The organism is Curtanaerobium respiraculi (genome assembly GCF_024609215.1).
Lineage (GTDB): Bacteria > Actinomycetota > Coriobacteriia > Coriobacteriales > Eggerthellaceae > Curtanaerobium > Curtanaerobium respiraculi.
Genome location: NZ_JANIPD030000001.1, coordinates 1 through 17,263 on the forward strand (window position 1 = coordinate 1; position 17,263 = coordinate 17,263).

10 protein-coding genes are annotated in these 17,263 nt (G+C 61.8%); all 10 read right to left on the reverse strand.

Annotated features, from left to right (window positions below; translation table 11 throughout):
- Window positions 1-306 precede the first annotated feature (306 nt).
- The 10 genes from NOV21_RS00005 to glgD all read right to left on the reverse strand — a co-directional run bounded on the left by NOV21_RS00005 (window position 307) and on the right by glgD (window position 17,262).
- On the reverse strand, window positions 307-1,464 hold the full coding sequence (locus NOV21_RS00005; RefSeq protein ID WP_283169589.1) for an ATP-binding protein: 1,158 nt from the start codon (window positions 1,462-1,464) through the stop codon (window positions 307-309).
- A 246-nt stretch (window positions 1,465-1,710) separates the two neighbouring features.
- Complete coding sequence (locus tag NOV21_RS00010) at window positions 1,711-3,996, reverse strand: alpha-amylase family glycosyl hydrolase (protein ID WP_283169590.1); 2,286 nt, start codon at window positions 3,994-3,996, stop codon at window positions 1,711-1,713.
- 231 nt (window positions 3,997-4,227) lie between these two features.
- A complete protein-coding gene (locus tag NOV21_RS00015) occupies window positions 4,228-4,443 on the reverse strand; it encodes a hypothetical protein (RefSeq protein ID WP_283169591.1) in 216 nt (71 codons plus the stop codon).
- A gap of 70 nt (window positions 4,444-4,513) precedes the next feature.
- Window positions 4,514-7,894: a helicase-related protein gene (locus tag NOV21_RS00020; protein WP_283169592.1), complete on the reverse strand. Its 3,381-nt coding sequence runs from the start codon at window positions 7,892-7,894 to the stop codon at window positions 4,514-4,516.
- A complete protein-coding gene (locus NOV21_RS00025; RefSeq protein WP_283169593.1) occupies window positions 7,887-9,788 on the reverse strand; it encodes a phospholipase D family protein in 1,902 nt (633 codons plus the stop codon). Before NOV21_RS00025 ends, NOV21_RS00020 begins: the two co-directional genes overlap by 8 nt.
- Entirely contained in the window at window positions 9,772-11,037 is a 1,266-nt protein-coding gene (locus tag NOV21_RS00030; RefSeq protein WP_283169594.1) for a DUF6361 family protein, read from the reverse strand. Before NOV21_RS00030 ends, NOV21_RS00025 begins: the two co-directional genes overlap by 17 nt.
- Window positions 11,037-11,384, reverse strand: a complete 348-nt coding sequence (locus NOV21_RS00035) for a hypothetical protein (RefSeq protein WP_283169595.1) — start codon at window positions 11,382-11,384, stop codon at window positions 11,037-11,039. Before NOV21_RS00035 ends, NOV21_RS00030 begins: the two co-directional genes overlap by 1 nt.
- A 91-nt stretch (window positions 11,385-11,475) precedes the next feature.
- The gene (locus tag NOV21_RS00040; RefSeq protein ID WP_283169596.1) at window positions 11,476-13,950 is read right to left on the reverse strand and encodes a glycogen/starch/alpha-glucan phosphorylase; all 2,475 of its coding nucleotides are present in this window, start codon (window positions 13,948-13,950) and stop codon (window positions 11,476-11,478) included.
- A 73-nt stretch (window positions 13,951-14,023) separates the two neighbouring features.
- Window positions 14,024-16,129: a glycogen synthase gene (locus NOV21_RS00045; protein ID WP_283169597.1), complete on the reverse strand. Its 2,106-nt coding sequence runs from the start codon at window positions 16,127-16,129 to the stop codon at window positions 14,024-14,026.
- Window positions 16,126-17,262: a glucose-1-phosphate adenylyltransferase subunit GlgD gene (glgD, locus tag NOV21_RS00050; RefSeq protein WP_283169598.1), complete on the reverse strand. Its 1,137-nt coding sequence runs from the start codon at window positions 17,260-17,262 to the stop codon at window positions 16,126-16,128. The genes NOV21_RS00045 and glgD overlap by 4 nt, the downstream gene beginning before the upstream one ends.
- Between the last annotated feature and the right edge of the window lies 1 nt (window position 17,263).

A 17,263-nucleotide genomic window follows, 5' to 3' on the forward strand; every position in this document is an offset into this window, starting at 1 on the left:
TTCGATAGAATCCATCAACACGTTTTGGCCGACTGCAAAGTTGGGGCGCATGAACTTTCAGGGCTGTTTTAGGACATTTGAACTGGGGTTATAGCGACATTCATCAACACGTTTTGGCCTATAACCCCGATAATGAGCCTTCGCAAGTCAGTGTGGATCTCTATGCGGCAACCCGAGCCTTCCTGCCGGGCAGCGCGCATCTCGCCCAATGCGCGGTAGTGGCGGGTCGCATCCTCGCCGCAATCGCCTACGAGATAATCATCCGCGCCTTCGGATTCGCTTGTGCACTTCGCCGTGGGCCTTCACTCAGCGCAACAGCCAGTCATGGGCACTCCAAACCTTGGCGGCACCAACCGAAGTCGACGCATCCGACCGCATGACGACGAACCTGTTCTTCTCCGGAACGCCCAGCGACTCCCCCACAACCCCAAGGTTCTTCAAATACGAAGCCTGGAAGGACATGGTCGACTTGACCTCGACGAGCTCAATATTCTGCGAATCGGTTGAATCCACAAGATCGACCTCCACTTTCCGGTCATCGCGGTAGAAGAACAGCCGGGGTTCCCTGCCTGCGTTGATATGGCGCTTCATCGTCTCTTCCACGATGAGGTTTTCGAATATCGCCCCGCGAAATGGGCTGTCGCGCAGCTGCTCGGACGATTGGATGCCCAGCAGATAGCAGAGCAGGCCGGTATCGTAGAAGTACAGCTTCGGGGTCTTGGTAAGCCGCTTGCGCAGGTTGGCGAAGTACGGCTGCAAGCGGAAGACGATGTAGCTCGACTCGAGCAGGGACATCCATGATTCAACCGTCGGCCGCGCGATCCCCGCGTCCGCCGCCAACCGGGAGATGTTGACGAGCGACCCCGCACACTGGGCGCAGAGCTGCAAAAGCTTCCGGAACGTCGAGAGGTTGCGCGCCTCGACATATCCCGCAATATCGCGCTGGACATACGTGTCCACATAGTTCCGGTAGAAGACCGAGCCGGGAATACTCGCGGCATGCACGCGCGGATAGCCGCCGGAGAGCATGAACGAATCCGGGCTGATCTGCGAATCCGATCGATGAGCTTCCTTATACGAAAGCGGGAGGAGAGGAATCGTGCCCACCCGTCCAGCGAGAGACTGGGAAATGCCCTTCGCAATCAAAAAGTTCTGAGACCCGGAGAGGACATACTGGCCAGTCGACCCGCGGGAATCCGAAGCTACCTGGACTGCGTCGAACAAGGCGGGCAAGCGTTGGGCTTCGTCAATGATCATGCGGTCGGAGCGCTCTTTAATGAAGTCCGAAGCACTCGCCGCGGCCAGGTTGAAATCCGCCTCGTCCTCCAAGTTGACATAGGCATAGTCGGGAAACAAGGCTTTGACCAGCGTGGATTTACCTGACTGGCGCGGCCCCACTACGGAGACCACGGGGAACCACGTCGCATTTTGCTCGATGAAGTCGGAAACGTCGCGATCGATCATGCCGTGGCTTCCTTTCGAATTTGCAGTGAGGATCATTCATGATTGCGAAGCTTAGGTTACCACAATTGTAAAGTATGATTAACCATGATTGTATAGTTTCTTGACCCATAATGGTAGAGTAACACGTTCGCCCCGGCGGTGGTCATGTGCCCTGCCCGCTATGCTGAAAGCGCTGAAAAGACGACGAGGAGGTCCCCAAATGGAAAACGCGGCAACCGAGAACATGGTAACGAGGTCACAAGTCTCCTATTCGCACGAGTTCATCAAGCCCTCTACCGAGAACACCGCGGCCTGGCTGGGGTCGACGACCCCGTGGATGACGCCGTCCTCGTTCGCGCAGGACGCCTCTCCCAGATATCGTGCGGGCCGCCCGGTAAAGCGCATGTGGCAACCACCCGTTTCGCCCCCTTCGGGCGCCAGCAGGTCCGCCGAGTATGGGAGCGGCCGATCGGAGCGGTTCGCGACGCATATGAGCGATCCCCGCGCGAGGACGAGCACGTCCGGGTTGGAGGCGAGCGCGACCAACCTCCCCTCCAAGCCCGGAAGCGCGCGCATCTCGCCCAATGCGCGGTAGTGGCGGGTCGCATCCTCGCCGCAATCGCGACGCGCTTCCCCCCAGGGGAACGTCCCGCGATTGAACGGGTCTCCCCCGCCCTGCATGCCCCGCTCATCTCCGTAGTACAGGCAGGGGATGCCGGGGATGAAGTACTGCACGGTCGCAAGCAGCTTCTGCAACCGAGCGCCGTGGGCATCCTGCGCGGCGTCTATCCCGCGCACCGCCTCCAGCTGCGCGCCGCGCGCCATGCCCTTGATCCCGCGCCCGAGAGACAGCACCGTGCGCATCCGCTCGACGTCGTGCGACGAGGTGAGGTTCATGAGCGTCTCGTACATCGGCCGCGGGTACGCGCTCTGCTGCAAGCGCAGGAAGCTGGCGAGCTGGTACGCATCGATATCGCCGCAGCCGAAGGCGAGCAGCGCCGAGCGCAGGGGGTAGTTCATCACGGAATCCAACGCTGTCCCCAGCGCATACCGCCGTCTGCTGCCGTAGCTCGCTTTGGTCGTCGGATCCTCCCACACCTCGCCGATCACCGCTCCATCGGGGAGAGCGCCTTTCACGGATCGGCGGATCTTCTCCAAAACGTCGTCGGGAAGCTCGTCGGCGACATCCAAGCGGAAGCCCCGCGCACCGCGCGCGATCCAACGCGGGAGCACTCCGGAGGTGCCCTCCCCGCCGGCCGCCTCCGCCCCTTCCGGGCGAAGCGGCCCCAGAACGTTCCGCTGCCAGCTCCCGTCGTGCTCGTTCACCTCGGGCAACGTGGGGAACCCCCACCAGCAGCGATACGCGGCCCCGCCGCTCGGATGGTCGAAGTCGTACCATGCGCGGTACGGCGAATCAGGGCTGTTCCAGGCGCCCGGCCCATCGTAGTTTCCGCTGAGGTTGAAGTACACGCTGTCGGATCCCGTGTGCGAGAGCACGGCATCCAACACGAGGGATATCCCCCGCTCGCGTGCCGCCTTCGCGAGATGCTCGAAATCGGCTTCCGTGCCCAGCAGCGGGTCGGGCTTGCCGTAGTCGGCGGTATCGTACCGATGGTTGCTGCGCGCCTCCACGATCGGGTTGAGATACACGACCGTCACGCCCAGCGAGGCGAGGTAGGGAAGCTTCTCCTCGATTCCCCGGAACGTTCCGCCGTAGAAGTCGACGGGATCGTAGGGTTCCTCCCACTCCATCGGCTCGCCCCAACGCCCGTGCATATGTACGGGGCGCCCCATGGACTCATGGTAGGCCACGCCCTCGCGTCGGATCCCGTCCTCTCCACGGGCAAACCGATCGGGAAATATCTGGTACATAACCCCTCGGCGCAGCCAATCGGGCGTTGCGAACGACGCGTCGTAGACGGTGATCTGGAATCCGAGCGGCTGCGTTCCGATAGCGGTATAGGAACCGCTTAGGGCGCGGAGCGCGTCCTCCGCGGTGAAAACCGCCTCGCCCGAGGTGGCGCGCCCGTCGTGACAGGGCACGTAGTAGACGGCCGATCCGTCATCGAGCGTCAGCGAAAACGCGTAGAACACGACATGGGGGGCATCCCCCATCGCGATAGCCGCTCCAAAACCGCGATCGGTCGATCCGAGGGGCAGCGCCCGCCAGCCGGCGGCTGCGAGCAGCGAGTCTTCGGCGCGCGCGGCGGCACCGATGCGCAGAGGCGTTTCGAACCGCTTCCGACCGTCCGGGAAAGATCTAGGGGGAGTTCCCCAATCTGATGGCAGGGGACCGAGATGCCGATCCCGATCCGCCGAAAGGGCATCGGAGCGTTGCTGGCGATCGGTTTGCGTGGGATCCGCATGCCCGTCCCCGGATTCCCAAGCGGTATCGTAGACGAGCAGGTCTGCCCGGCGCACCCGCGGCTGCAAGTCTCGATGCACGCGTATGCGCACCTGCACGCTTTCCCCCACGGGAACCGCGCCGGCAGGCCACCGATCATCAAGACGGCACGGATCATGCGCGATCTGCAGATTCAAATCCTCCGCCAAAGCCCATGCCTCCATTCAAACGAGAGCCACCAGTATAGCGCGAGCCGCACATGAGCTCATTGACGCCTATACTGTGAACGTCCTGGAACCTTGCTCCGTCTTATAAAATCCACCATTCAATGTTTCGTTTCTTCACTCAAAAATGCAGTCGGTGTCGGCTGACTTCGCCTGCTTCCGCTCTCAGCTTAAGGAGAACACGCGTCTTCGACGTTCGCTCGCTGGGGAGCAGTTCTACCGCGCAACCGCCGCGGCTTTCCGCGCGAAGGTGCAATAGGGGTTCTCCTCGTACTCGGCCATGGAGGCCTCGCCGGTCTCCCAATACACGGCGCCCCACGCCCTGAGCACCTTCTCAGCGGAGTATCCCATCAACTCGACTGTTGCCGGGTAGTCGTAGCCCGACGCGGCCAGAGCCTCCTGGACGATCCTTCTCTCCTCGCGTCCGTACATGCGGCATCCCTCCCGTTCCTGTTTGGTCCAGGATTTCCACCGCAGTCCGCATCCTTGCCTCACCCATAGCTCAGCATGCATCGCTACTATCAGAAACTACATCCGAAAGATGGCAGTAGGGGCATAGATTCAGGAAGAGATCACTCAGCTCGCCTTCGCTGGTCGAGCTGTTGGCAAAACGCTTGCGGAGCATCCCGAGAAGTTCTTCCTGATTCGGCTGCCCCATAACGGCTCGATACTCTGCAATTGTCGTAAGCAGGTAATCGTACAAATCGCCGTCACGGCTGAACGGGTAGTTGTAAACAAGTCGCACTATCGGCGAGACGTCCTCCCCGGCACGCACTCCCCAATACGGTAGGAGGCCTGATGGACCACCATCCAGGCTACCGGATCCGTTTTCCTTTTCGCTCGCAATCTCGAACAGCTCGTCCCATGCAAGTGGGCCGAAATCCACTTGGTCGCCGTACCGCCTGGCAAGCGTCTGGCGGACTGCGAGGTTCTTGTAGCGGTTGATGCGGCCCTCGCGTTGCTCGAAGTCTATGGGGCTGCTGGGCAGGTTCCAGTGGACGATCTGGCGGCAATACTGGTGGAAGTCGAGACCTTCCTGGCCGACCGAAGTGCTTATCAGGACGAACGGCCTGAAAGGAGAGTTGAACGCGGCTCTCAGCTCGGTTCGCCTGTTCTCGGCCTTGCCATCCCCAGTGCGGCTCTCCATGAAACCGGCCGCATAGTTCATATGAAGTCGCGTCACGAATGCCTTCCGCTGCCCAGCGCCAAGAACGTCCTGTTTGAACTGCGGGTACGTGTCCGCCTCATACAACCCTTCCGCCTTATGGAGGCTCGGCGTCTTGTCGTTGCCGATCCTGTCGCCGACGATCGCCTTGTGCGCCCGCACGACGTCACCGTCGAAGACAAGATGGAAGTACTCGTCCAGCACTGCCTGGAAGTTACCCTCGCAGCAGTAGTCGAGCACATGCTTCCAGTGGGCGTCCGCAGAAGTGGACAGGTTCCTCCTCTCGGTGACCGCGGCTATGCACGTCGTTGCGTCCGCGGTGTTCATCTTCGTGACGAAAGAGTACCCGAATTCGAAAGGCAGCGCAGGGTCCACCTCGCCGGGCAATCCGCCATGCGCGTACGTCCTGAGCGCGCAGACGGCGGGCGAGCCGATGGCGGCATCGACCAGAGCATCGACGAGATCGTCGGGGAACTCGGACATGTGCTCGCTGGGCGACCACTGCGCAAGCATCTCGACGTACGACTTCATGTTACCCATAGCAGAGGGGTAGCTTTTCCTCAAAGCAGCGTTGGCAACGAGGCATTCCGCCCATTCCGAGCTACCCAGGTACCACCTATCCAAAGCAAGCTCCGCATACGCATACCAGGAGAGATTGCTTCGGGCGCTGCCGTCCGGGAGCCTCCTGAGGCCCAGGACGATGGCGAGGTCCGCTGATATCTTCTCCGAGACCACTGAGCGGATGCGCTCGAGCCCCGGCGGCTCTCCCTCGACAGAGCAGAACTCCACCGCGTCTGCGAGGTACTGGGACGGGTACGCAAGCACGAAGGAATCGGGCCGAGAACCCGCCAGGTGCAGCCTTCCCCTAGGCGTGAGATGGGAGTCCGTGCTGTCGTCGTCGCCTTTCTGAAAATACCTGTAGTCCTCGCCATGACGTGCGATGCTAGCAACGTTTTTCTGCTCCGCCTCGTACGAGAGGAGCGTCGCCACGGCGGGGGGAACCATCGCCCATGACGAGAAGACGAGGGTTTTGCTGAAGCCTTCGGATTTCGCGAAGGGCGAAGAATCGTTAGGCTTGTAGTAGGGCATGCTAGGCGGAACCCAGAGCAGGCGTTCGGATTGCGAATCACCAAGCAGGTCACGCTTGAGACGCTGGTAGCGCGCATGCTGCACATCTATCGGCTTGTACGTGCTCATGCGGTTCCAATTTACCCACAGGCGGCGTCGTTGTTTCCTGGCGATCCTGTCCACCGCCGTCCAGTTCGATGTCGCATTCCTCGTTAGCTGACGTTTGAACTCGTACTCCCTCATGAACGAGAGAGGATACGGGCAGGACTTCACGTAATCGGGGCTGATAAGGCCGCTCCTGACGCCCGCTGCGGAGCCGATGTCGCTCAGCGCGAAATAGGCTGCTATGTCATCTTCGGTGATGGCGAGGGGTTCGGGCTTGACGGCCCCCTGCACCTGGCCCACCATCTCCTCGGTAGACGTCCGCTCAGTCCTCGCCATGAAGCCGAGCATTGATTCCTGGACGTTCTCCTTGCACTCCTTGCATGTCACGACGATGGCGCTGTCGCCGAGCGTGGCGGACACAAGCGCATGCCCATATTCGCTCCATGCCTCCTGGAACGCCGCTTTCGATTTCTGGCTTCCGGACGTGAGGAAGTCGACGACCTGGAGGAACTCGTGGGCGGAATCACCGAATTCCTCATCGTCATCCTCGTCGGGCGTTGTGTACATCCGGAAGGGAGTTGCCGACAGAAGCAAAACGCGCGTATCACCGCTGAAGAACCGCTTGGCAAGCAGGCTCGTCTCGGTATCGTTATCCGAGATAAGATCCCTGAAACGCTGGAATTCGTCCATTATCACGAAGTCTGGATCCATCATGTCCATGCTCGCCTTCGAGAACGCGCGGCGCAACGAGGCGATTGCCAGGTTTCCGAAAGAACGGTTGTCGTCCGGACCGTTCTCTTCGAGGTAGGCAGCCAGGTCCGCTAGCGAGACCCGCTCGTCGGCGAGCTCCCCGCGAACGCATTCTATGAAATCGCCCGGGTACTCGGAGCCATCGCCCAATGACGCGACGCCTAGGCTTGCCTCCCTGACCGCCCGGTCCATCTCATCGCACAAATAGTCCCAGTTGTCTTTTCTGAAACCCAGCTCGTAGGACCACATGAACCGGCGAAGCCTGCCGAGAAGCGTCCCATTGCCGCTGAACTCCGCGGCCCGGGAGAGGGTCGCGTATATGAGCGCGCGCTCGCGCATGGTTCCGGTTCCCGTGCTCAGTTTGAACGACGTCCCGGGCGTGAGCGGCGTTATCTGCACGTAGCGCCTCTTCAGTTCCGGGTCGCACCTCTCCTGCGCCAACCTGAGATGCTGCATCGACAACCTGGAGTCCTGGGCAGATGAAAGCTCGATGTCGGCGTCGATGCGCAGCTTCTGCACGTTCTGGTTTGCAATGGAGCCGTTGGCGCAGATGTACACGACCTTCACGAGGTCATCGCCTTCGGCGCTGCGCATACCCGCGACTTTGGACACGACGCCCCTCGCAACGAGCGTCTTCCCGAGCCCTACCTCATCGGCGAGCAGGACGCGCTTCTGGCTCTTGAACAGGTGCGCTATATGTTCCGTTGTCGCACGCTGGAACGGCTTGAGGCCGGCCATGATCCGCTCGTCGATCTGCGCGAGCTCGGCACGAATGTCCCTCGCTTGTTTACCCATGCCGCCTCACCGCTTTATCGAACTGGGCTACCATGTCGCGCATCATCTTGATCCCGGCATCGTCGTACTTGCTCGGTAGGAACGAAAGCATGAGCTTTGCGTAATCGAGCTGCTCTCGGGCGTTCGGCGCGACGGCAAGGACCTTCAGCAACGATTCGTATATCCCCCCGCTTACGCCCGCGGCTGCGAGCCCGCCGTACGGCGCAGACCCACGGTTCTGGGCAGCATCCCCGCTGGGCGGCTGCATCCCGAAAGCGAGCGCGATGTAGGACGCGAGCACGCCGGAGTTTGCCTCCAGGATACCTTCGAGAACGCGCTTGATCCTCCCGTCCCTCTCATCCGGGCAGACGAACGACGAGTCGGGACAACGCACCAGGCAGCTTGTTCTGTAGTCATCGGACTCCGAGATGCCTTCCAGCACGAAGAACTCCGACTCGTTGTTTGCAGGGACTCCCTTGAATTCGGCCCGTCCTCCAGGTGCCGCGATTTCCATGGGGTCGACTTTTACGAGATAGGGCGACAGGCTCAGAGCCAGGCAGGTGTCGAAACCGTTGAACAGCGGCAGCGAGTAATCGACCACCATGCGCTCCTCGCCGGGAAATGCCTCCGCTCGCCTGAACTCCAGGAGCTTGGCCGCGGCATGGAAGGATCTGTCGAGTTCGATGCGGCGCGCGATCTGTTCTTCGGACAGCTCCTCGGGCAGAACATTCGGCTTGTTCGGGTCGTAGGGCCCAAAGGGCTTCTTGTCACCGGCAAGCGATGCGACGAGGTCGTCTGCACTCAGCCTCCGCTTCTTCATCTGGAGGCGCAGGAGCACCTCCACGTTCCCCACCATTCCGTTGTGCGAAGCGTTCAGGGATCCGAGATAGAGATTCCGGTCGGCGTATCTCTCGGTCAGATACAGCTTCGCATGCAGGTCCGAATAGTCGACCGCGTTCGGCGCCCCCTCGCCGTCATCCTCGAGCGACACGTCGGAGAGCCAGTCCTTCGGTGCGTAACAGCTGTATTTCGCGAGGAGGCCGCTGTCAATCTTCGCCAGCTCGGACTCCCTGCTGAACAAATGGAAGTTCTCGTTGGGACCGTTGCCGATGCGGTTCTGCGCGAGGCGCTTCAGCGGGCCGTCGTTCCCGAGGAACGGGGACACCACCACCGCCTTGGTGAATCTATCCGTAAACGGCGGTGTCTCTGACGCATCGAGCAAGCCCGAGCTTGAAGGGCCGAACGGCAGGAACTCATAGTCTTCGAAATACGTGCTGTCGACTTCGAAGCGGACCGTCGCAATCGCGTCGGATAGGCGCTTCAGAAGCCTGCGCGTCTCGCGGTCACCCTCCACGCCGTTGCTGTTTCGAAGATAATCGAGGAATCTCACGATTCCGCCCGATTCCGGCACGAAGCTCCCCGTGTCATGTCCGTCTAGACGTGCGGCGACGTCCCATGATCCGCTGAAGGTGAGGTTCTTGCTCGTGACCAGCAGCCTGTATCGGTGCTCGTTGTTTGCGGTGCAGACGAAGTCGAGGAGCCAGACCTTCGGATGGAAGGATGAGATGGACGTGCCGGCGCTGCGTGGACGGCGTACGATGACCTGGTTTACGAGCGGCTCTAGCAGAATCGCGAGCTGCCCCGTCCTGTCCTCGTCCTTGATCCGCCCCTTTTCGCAGAAGACGGCGACCTTCCCCCGAAGTTTCGCTATCGAGGCGAACGCGCCGACAGGATTGCCGTTCGACGAGCCGCTTCGGAACACGCCTCCGGCAAGCGACATGCAGGCGCCGAGCATCGCGCTCATGTCGAGCGAGTACGTGGTCCCCACGCATGCGGCGAGCTCATACCCGTCCTCGGGAGCCAGCTGGTCGGTGAAGTCGAGCCTCTCGTTTTCCATCTCAAGCATCTTCGTCACCAGCCATCCAGACCTCGTTAGCGAACGACGCGGCGACCTCGAAGCGGTATGAAAGCCTTCTGCCGCCTCGCCAGTTATCCGGGATCCCTTCAGATCTTCCTATTTTCGCCCGTTCGTGCTTGATGGAGCGCTCTCGGATCCGTATGCATTCATCCAACCTCGCGACATCCCCTTCAGCCATGCAGCTGCGTGCCTCAAGGAGGAACTGGTAAAGCGGGTGCGAACCCGCGTGCGAGAAGATGTCGAGGTGCTCGTATATCCAGTCGATATCGAGTGCGTTCGCGATAAGCGGCGCCGTCGGAGAGATTACCGACCATTCCTGCTCGGCTTCCTCCCCTGTCGTGTCCAGCTGCGCGTTGTAGCGGATGCGGCATGCGTAAATGAAATCGCTGAATGCGACGGCATGTGTGAGCATATCGCCGAGCCCCTCATCCACCATCCCGCGCACCTTGCTTGCAAATGCCGGGAACGCGTTTGCAGCGGCAAGGGATGCATCCTCGTCGCCCTCCTGCGAACCCTGCGCGAATGCCCCGGTCGCCGTAGCGTAGACGTCGGGATCCTGCATGATGAGCGAGTACAGCGATTCCGGATATTTCAATTCCAGTTGCCGCCGGAGGAAAGACGCTTCCTCTTGCGTGAGGGCGATCGAGGCACTGTCGTGCCAATTCGCATATGATGCATCGGGGATGTGCCATAGGCTCTGCGACGCCATGTCGTCATCGTTCCACCCGTTGGCGGCGTCTTCCGCCGACGACCGGCGACGCGAAGAGGCGCCCCGCCCCTCGATGGTTCTGAAGAACTCGTCGAATCCCATATCTGGATTCCTGCAAAGGCCGAGTTTTCTGATCGTCGCCCAGTAGATCACCGCAGGACCCCGCTTGACCCAATGCCCTGAGAAATCGCCCCTGAGGGAGCGCGCGCCGATGATGCCCGTGGTATCGGCGGCGTTTGCCTTCAGGAGCCTTATGGCGAGCTGCTTTTCACGGTCGTCGTAGCTTCTTCTAAGCTGCCGGGCTGTCTTCGATGTGTTGTCCTCGCGCTCCATGTCCCTCAATGCATAGGGGACGAGGAAGAGGTAGCGAGCCTTGGTGAACAGCGTGGATGTCGTCGGAAAGAGCTCGTCGGCGAAGGCGTCTCTTACGATTCCGATGCCCAGCTCGTCTATGGCGGTCGGTTCTTGAAGAGCCGCAAGGACCGCAAGCGTCTTCTGACGGGCCTCCTCCGAGTAGTCTATCCAACCAAGCTCCATCAGTCGTCATCCTCCGCGACTTGCTCGTCGATGTCGAACCCGCCGTCGAGGATGAATCTCCTCAGAAGCCTGTCCACGCGCACGTTCACCTTGAACACGGGGGTCTTGGCACCTTCCCTTCCCTCGAAGAACGCCTTCGCCTTGGCCTTGCCAACGGTGCCCTTAAGCTTGCCGAAACGCTGGCATTCGTTGATGTTCGCCTCGGTCAGGCCAGAGGCGATCATTTCTCTTAACATGACCTCGTCTACTCCGGGAGACTCGACGACTTGCAGAAGCTGTCCACCCTTCGCGCGCCGGTGGTATTCGGCGATGTAGTTTCGCAGCGTCTTGCCCCCTTGAAGGTGCATCTCGTCGTATCTTGCGTTGCAGTCCTCAATGCCCTTGATGTGCTTGCAGTGAGACAACCTTTCGGCATCTGGCCAAGCGAGATCCAACCCCCTATTCAAGGGCGTCCAAATGCCAGATGGTGTCGTTGTACTCCCGGATCGCGCGATCGCTGCTGAAGAAACCCGATTTCGCCGTGTTGATGACCGCGCGCCGCAGCCATTCGTCATGGTTGTTGGCATACAAGTCGATGGCCTGGAAGAACGCACGGTCGTAATCGTCGAAATCGTGAAGGACGAAATACTGGTCCCCGCCGTCGCCAGGGCACAGCGAGTAGTAGATATCCTCGAACCGGGTGCCGTCATCGGTGGGCAGGCCGCCATCGATCAGATGGTGCAGCGCGCTGCCGACGCGCGGATCGCCCTCGGCGATGCCGCGGGGATGATACCCTTCCTGCTTCAAGCGGTCCAGATCTTCGACGCGCGCGCCGAAGATGAACAGGTTCTCCTCGCCCGCCTGCTCCGACATCTCGATGTTGGCGCCGTCCATGGTTCCGATCGTGAGCGCGCCGTTCATCATGAACTTCATGTTGCCCGTACCCGACGCCTCCAGCCCGGCCGTGGAGATCTGCTCGGATATGTCGGCCGCCGGGATGAGCCGCTGCGCCGTGGTCACGTCGTAGTTGGGCACGAACACGACGGGGATGACATCTCGCGTGCGCTCATCGTCGGCGATGAGCTGCGACACCGCGTTGATGAGCCGGATGATGTCCTTCGCGCGACGGTACCCCGGCGCGGCCTTCGCGGCGAATATGAACGTCGTTTTCGGGAAGTCTTGGATGCGCCCGCTGACGATGCCGTCGTACAGGCTCAGGATATGGAGGACCTTCAGCAGCTGCCGTTTGTACTCGTGCAGGCGCTTGGCTTGCACGTCGATGATGGAATCCGGGTCGACGGCCAGGCCGTGCTTCGCCTTGAGCCATGCGGCGAATTCGATTTTCTTCTCCGCCTTGACCTGCGCGAACTTTGAGCGGAACCGGGAATCGTCCGCAAAGGGGACCAGATCCGCAAGCTTCGTCCAATCTTTGAGGAACCCCTCCCCGATGGTTTTGTCGACCAAGCTGTTCAACTGCGGGTTGGCGACCGCCAGCCAGCGCCGCTGCGTGATGCCGTTCGTGATGCCGCTGAACCGCTCGGGGTAGAGCGCGTAGAAGTCGCGGAAGACGCTCGTGCGCAGCAGACGGCCGTGCAGCTGCGACACGCCGTTGGTATGCCCGCACATCAGCACGCACAGGTTCGCCATGCGCACCTCGCCGCCGTTGATGATGGACATGCGGGCGATGCGGTCCGCGTCGCCGGGATACTGCTGCCAGATTCGGTCGCGCACGCGGGCGTCGATCGTCTCGATGATGCGGTAGATGCGCGGCACCAGGTTGCGCAGCACATCGGCGGGCCACTTCTCGAGCGCCTCGGGCATGATGGTGTGGTTGGTGTAGTTGAAGGTGCGCGTGGCAAGGTCGACGGCTTCCTCCCACGTCAACCCTTCATTGTCGATGAGGATACGGATGAACTCGGGGATGGAGAGCGCGGGATGCGTGTCGTTGATCTGGACGGCGATCTTGTCCGGCAGCCCCTGCAGGCGCACATCGTCGGGATTGCGCTTCTTATACGAGTAGATGACCGACTGCATGGTCGCGGAGACGAGGAAGTAGAACTGGCGCAGGCGCAGCTCCTTGCCCGACGAATGGCTGTCTTCGGGGTACAGGACCTTCGAGATGGTCTCGGCGAGCTCGCGCTCGGCCGCCGCGGCGGCGTAATCGCCCTGGTTGAAGCTGATCAGGTCGAGCTCCTTGGGGGCCTGGGCCGCCCATAGGCGCAGCGTCGCGGGGCATTTCGTCTTATAGCCCACCACCGGCATGTCGTGCGGCACCGCGTACACACTCTGGTAATCATGGTACTCCACCTGCAGATGCCCCTCGTCATCCCAATGTTCCTCCACGTGGCCCCCGAAGCGCACCTCGACCATGCGGTCGGAGCGCTCCATCTGCCAGACGTCCTCCTCGGCGTCCCAGTCATCGGGCACCTCGACCTGGCGTCCGTGCTCGATCTCCTGGCGGAACAGCCCGTACTCGTAGCGGATGCCGAACCCCATGGCGGGGAATTCGAGCGTGGAGAGGCTGTCGAGGAAGCAGGCGGCCAAGCGGCCCAGGCCGCCGTTGCCGAGGCCCTTGTCGGCCTCCTCGTCCTCGATGACGCCGAAATCGACGCCCATGCTCTCCAGCGCCGCGGCGTAATCCTCGTACAGCCCCATGTTCACCAAGTTGTTGGTGAGCGCCCGGCCCATGAGGAACTCCGCGGACAGGTAGATAAGGCACTTGTTGCCCTGCTTTTGCGACGCGCTGCGGCCGTCGATCCACACGTCGACGATGTCGTCGCGCACGCACCGCCCCACGGCCTGGTAGATCTGCTCGGTCGAGGCGTCTTCCGACGTGATGCCGTAGCGTTTGCGCAGGCGCTTCTCGATGCGCTCGCAGATCTCGGCCGTGCGCGCCGCCTTGGGCTGCGGCTGAACTTCTTTTTCCTCAGACATGGTTTCTCAAGCCTTCCCTCTCGAAAAACAAAAGCCGACGCCGCGGAAGGGCGTCGGCCAGAACGTGTTTGCGCTATAGCTGGCGGTAGAGCTCCGCGTAAGAACGGGCGCAGCGGGCGAACCCGAAATCGACCGCCATGGCATTGCGGATGAGCTTCTCCATGCCGTCGCGATCGTCTTCATACACCCCATGGGCGCGCCACAACGCGTCCAGGAACTCGTTGTTATCGTAGTTGCGGAACGAGAAGCCGGTGCCCTCGCCCGTATACTGGTTGTACGGCTGCACCGTATCGGCCAGACCGCCGACCTCCCGCACGATGGGAAGCGTGCCGTAGCGCATGGCGATCAGCTGGGAGATGCCGCACGGCTCGAACTGGCTGGGCATCATGAAGAAATCCGCGCCGGCGTAGATGCGATGGGCCAGATCGTTGTTGTAGCCGATGTAGCTGCACAGGCGGCCATGATGGCGCCATTCCGCGTCGTGCAGCCAGCTTTCGAACTCGGGATAGCCCGTGCCCAGGACGATCACGCGCGCATCGCTTGCCAGCAGGCGGTCGAGCGTGCCCTCCACCAGGGAAAGCCCCTTCTGGGGAACCAGGCGGCCCACCATGGCGTACAGCGGCGCATCGCCGCCCTCCAAGCCGAGCTCCGCCAGCAGCTCCTGCTTGACGAGCTTCTTGCCCGACAGGTCATCGGCGCTGTAGCGATGGCCGATGAACGGGTCGGTTTGAGGATCCCACACATCGTAATCGACGCCGTTGAGGATTCCGAAAAGGTCGTGGCCGATATCGCGTGCGCGCAATATGCCGTCGAGGCCTTCCCCGCCCTCCGGCGTGGTGATCTCGTGCGCGTACGTGGGGCTGACGGTGTTCACCTTGTTCGCGAACACGATGCCCGCCTTCAGCATGTTGTCGCAGCCGTAGTGCTCGAGGAATTCCGGGGTGGAGAACCGGTCGTCCACGCCGAGCAGGTCCTGATCGAGTTCATGGCTGAATTTGCCCTGGTAGCCCAGGTTATGGATGGTGAGGAGCGTTTTCAGGCCGCCCTGCAGCCAATCGGGGTACTGCGTCTTCGCGAGCATCGGCATCATAGCCGTGTGCCAGTCGTTGCAATGCAGGATCCCCGGCTCGAAGTCCAAGTTGGGCAGCGCATCGAGCACCGCCCGGGTGAAGAATGCGTATTGCTCTCCTTCGAACTCGCCGCCGCAGTAGATGGGGCCGCCAAAGTAGAACTCGTTATCCATGAAGTAGAAGACGGTTCCCTCGTGGTCGAGCTTCTCGATGCCGACGTATTGCGTGCGCCAACCGAGCTTCACCTCGAAGTCGAACAGGTGCTCGACCTGATGGCCGTATCTCTCCTTGATCACGCGGTGGAACGGCATGATGATGCGCGCGTCCACGCCCAGCTCCCTGAGGTATTTGGGAAGGGCGCCCACGACATCCGCCAGGCCGCCAGTCTTCGCCATGGGGGCCGCCTCGGCGGCGGCGATGAGAACGGGGGGAAGGTCGGCGAACTCCTTGGGAGCCTCCGCCTTCGGCGCTGCCTTGGGAGCAGGGGCCTTCTTCACCGGGGCAGCCTTTGCAGCAGGAGCCTTCTTCGCAGATGACCCTGCCTTTGCTGCGGGCTTGGCGGCGGACTTGCGCGTCGCAGCCTTGGCTGCCGGCTTTTTAGCAGCAGCGCGCCTGGTTGCAGGTTTTGGCGCAGCAGCCTCGGCAGGAGCAGCAACCGCGGCAGCGGCTTTTGCGGCGGATGCGCTGTCGACCTTCGTCGCCGGGGCGGCATTCGCAGCAGATGCCGCGGCGGTCTTCACCGCTGGCTTGGCGGCAGCGCTGCGCTTGGCTGCGGGCTTCGCCGCAGGGGCCTTCGCCGCAGGTTTGCTCGTCGCAGCGGGCTTCGCGGCGGCCGTCGCGCGCTTCGGCGCGGTCTTGGCGGCGGGGGCCTTCGCGGTCGCCTTGGCCACCGCAACCTTGCTCGCGGCCGGCGTTTTAGCGGCGAAAGCGGTTCGAGACGCGGGTTTCGCAGCCGGCTTCTTCGCGGCCGTTGCCTTGGAAGCGGCTTTGGCACCTGCCTTGGGCGCCGTCTTCGCGGCTGCGGGCTTCGCAGCCGGCTCCTTCGTCGGAGGCGCGGCCTTTGCCGCGGCCGTCGCCGCCCTCTTGTTCGGATCCTTGGACTCCGTCATGAATTCTCTCCTTCAACGACCGCCCCTTTGCGAACTATCAGGGGAGATTCGGGCAACGCGACGCAGCGTGCCTTCGGGGCTATCGTGGCATCTTTATCGATGATCATGTTGCGCAAATGGGCTCCCCGGCCCACATGCGTGTTCTGCATGATAATACAATTCTCCACGTCGGCATCTTCGTCGATGGTAACCCCACGGAAGATCACGCTGTCCGCCACCCGGCCGCGCACGATGCACCCGTTGCCGAACAAGCTGTTCGACACCTGGCAGCCGCGCTTGAATTTGATGGGCGGGGCGTCGAGCGTCTTGGTGTACACCGGATTCTCCGAGAAGAACAGGCTGCGGCGCACGCCGGGATCCAGCATGTCGTGGTTCAGATCGAAATACGCTTTCACCGAGGTCACGCGCGCGGCGTACCCTTCGTGCATCACGGCGACCACCTTGTACCTCCTGGCGGCCGGCTCCAGCACGTCGGTCGAGAAGTTGTAATGGCCCTGCGCGCAGGCGTCTTCGACCAAGCGGCCCAGCAGGTCCTTGCGGATGAGCACCGCGCCCAGGCTTTCGACGTAGCCCGACGGGTTGAAGGGCTCGTAGCTTACGTCCTTCACCACGCCATCGTCATCGGCCTGCACGAAGGTGGCCTTCGAGGTGCCGTCCGCCATGAGCCGCTCGTTGCGCGAACAGAGTATGGCGATATCCGCCCCCGTCTCCTGCATGCGGTCGAACATGACGCTGTAGTCCTGCGTGTACACGGCATTCGTTTCAAGCACCAGGCAATAGGAGCGGCGCTGGTGGTTGATGAAATCGCGCTTGGCGAAGAGCGCATCGCAGACGCTGTGATACTGGCCGGGACTGGCGTCCAGGTCGTAAGGGGGCAGCACCATGATGCCGCCGTTCTTCTTCGACATATCCCAAGGCTTGCCGCTGCCGATCTGGTCCATGAGCGATTTGTAGTTGCGCTGGGTGATCAGCCCCACGTTGTGGATGCCGCTGTTGGCGAGGTTGGACAGCAGCAGGTCGATGATGCGGTAACGGCCGGCAAAGGGAAGCGCGGCGACGCTTCGCAGCGCGATGAGCTCACGCAGCATCGGGGAGCCCTGCTCGGCATAGACAATGGAGAAGGCATCGTTCATG

What these genes read in the sequence shown, in the direction of transcription:
- NOV21_RS00005 (WP_283169589.1), bottom strand. Translation starts at nt 1,464, where the DNA reads ATGATCGATCGCGACGTTTCCGACTTCATCGAGCAAAATGCGACGTGG.
- NOV21_RS00015 (WP_283169591.1), bottom strand. Translation starts at nt 4,443, where the DNA reads ATGTACGGACGCGAGGAGAGAAGGATCGTCCAGGAGGCTCTGGCCGCG.
- NOV21_RS00020 (WP_283169592.1), bottom strand. Translation starts at nt 7,894, where the DNA reads ATGGGTAAACAAGCGAGGGACATTCGTGCCGAGCTCGCGCAGATCGAC.
- NOV21_RS00030 (WP_283169594.1), bottom strand. Translation starts at nt 11,037, where the DNA reads ATGGAGCTTGGTTGGATAGACTACTCGGAGGAGGCCCGTCAGAAGACG.
- NOV21_RS00035 (WP_283169595.1), bottom strand. Translation starts at nt 11,384, where the DNA reads ATGCACCTTCAAGGGGGCAAGACGCTGCGAAACTACATCGCCGAATAC.
- NOV21_RS00040 (WP_283169596.1), bottom strand. Translation starts at nt 13,950, where the DNA reads ATGTCTGAGGAAAAAGAAGTTCAGCCGCAGCCCAAGGCGGCGCGCACG.
- NOV21_RS00045 (WP_283169597.1), bottom strand. Translation starts at nt 16,129, where the DNA reads ATGACGGAGTCCAAGGATCCGAACAAGAGGGCGGCGACGGCCGCGGCA.
- glgD (WP_283169598.1), bottom strand. Translation starts at nt 17,262, where the DNA reads ATGAACGATGCCTTCTCCATTGTCTATGCCGAGCAGGGCTCCCCGATG.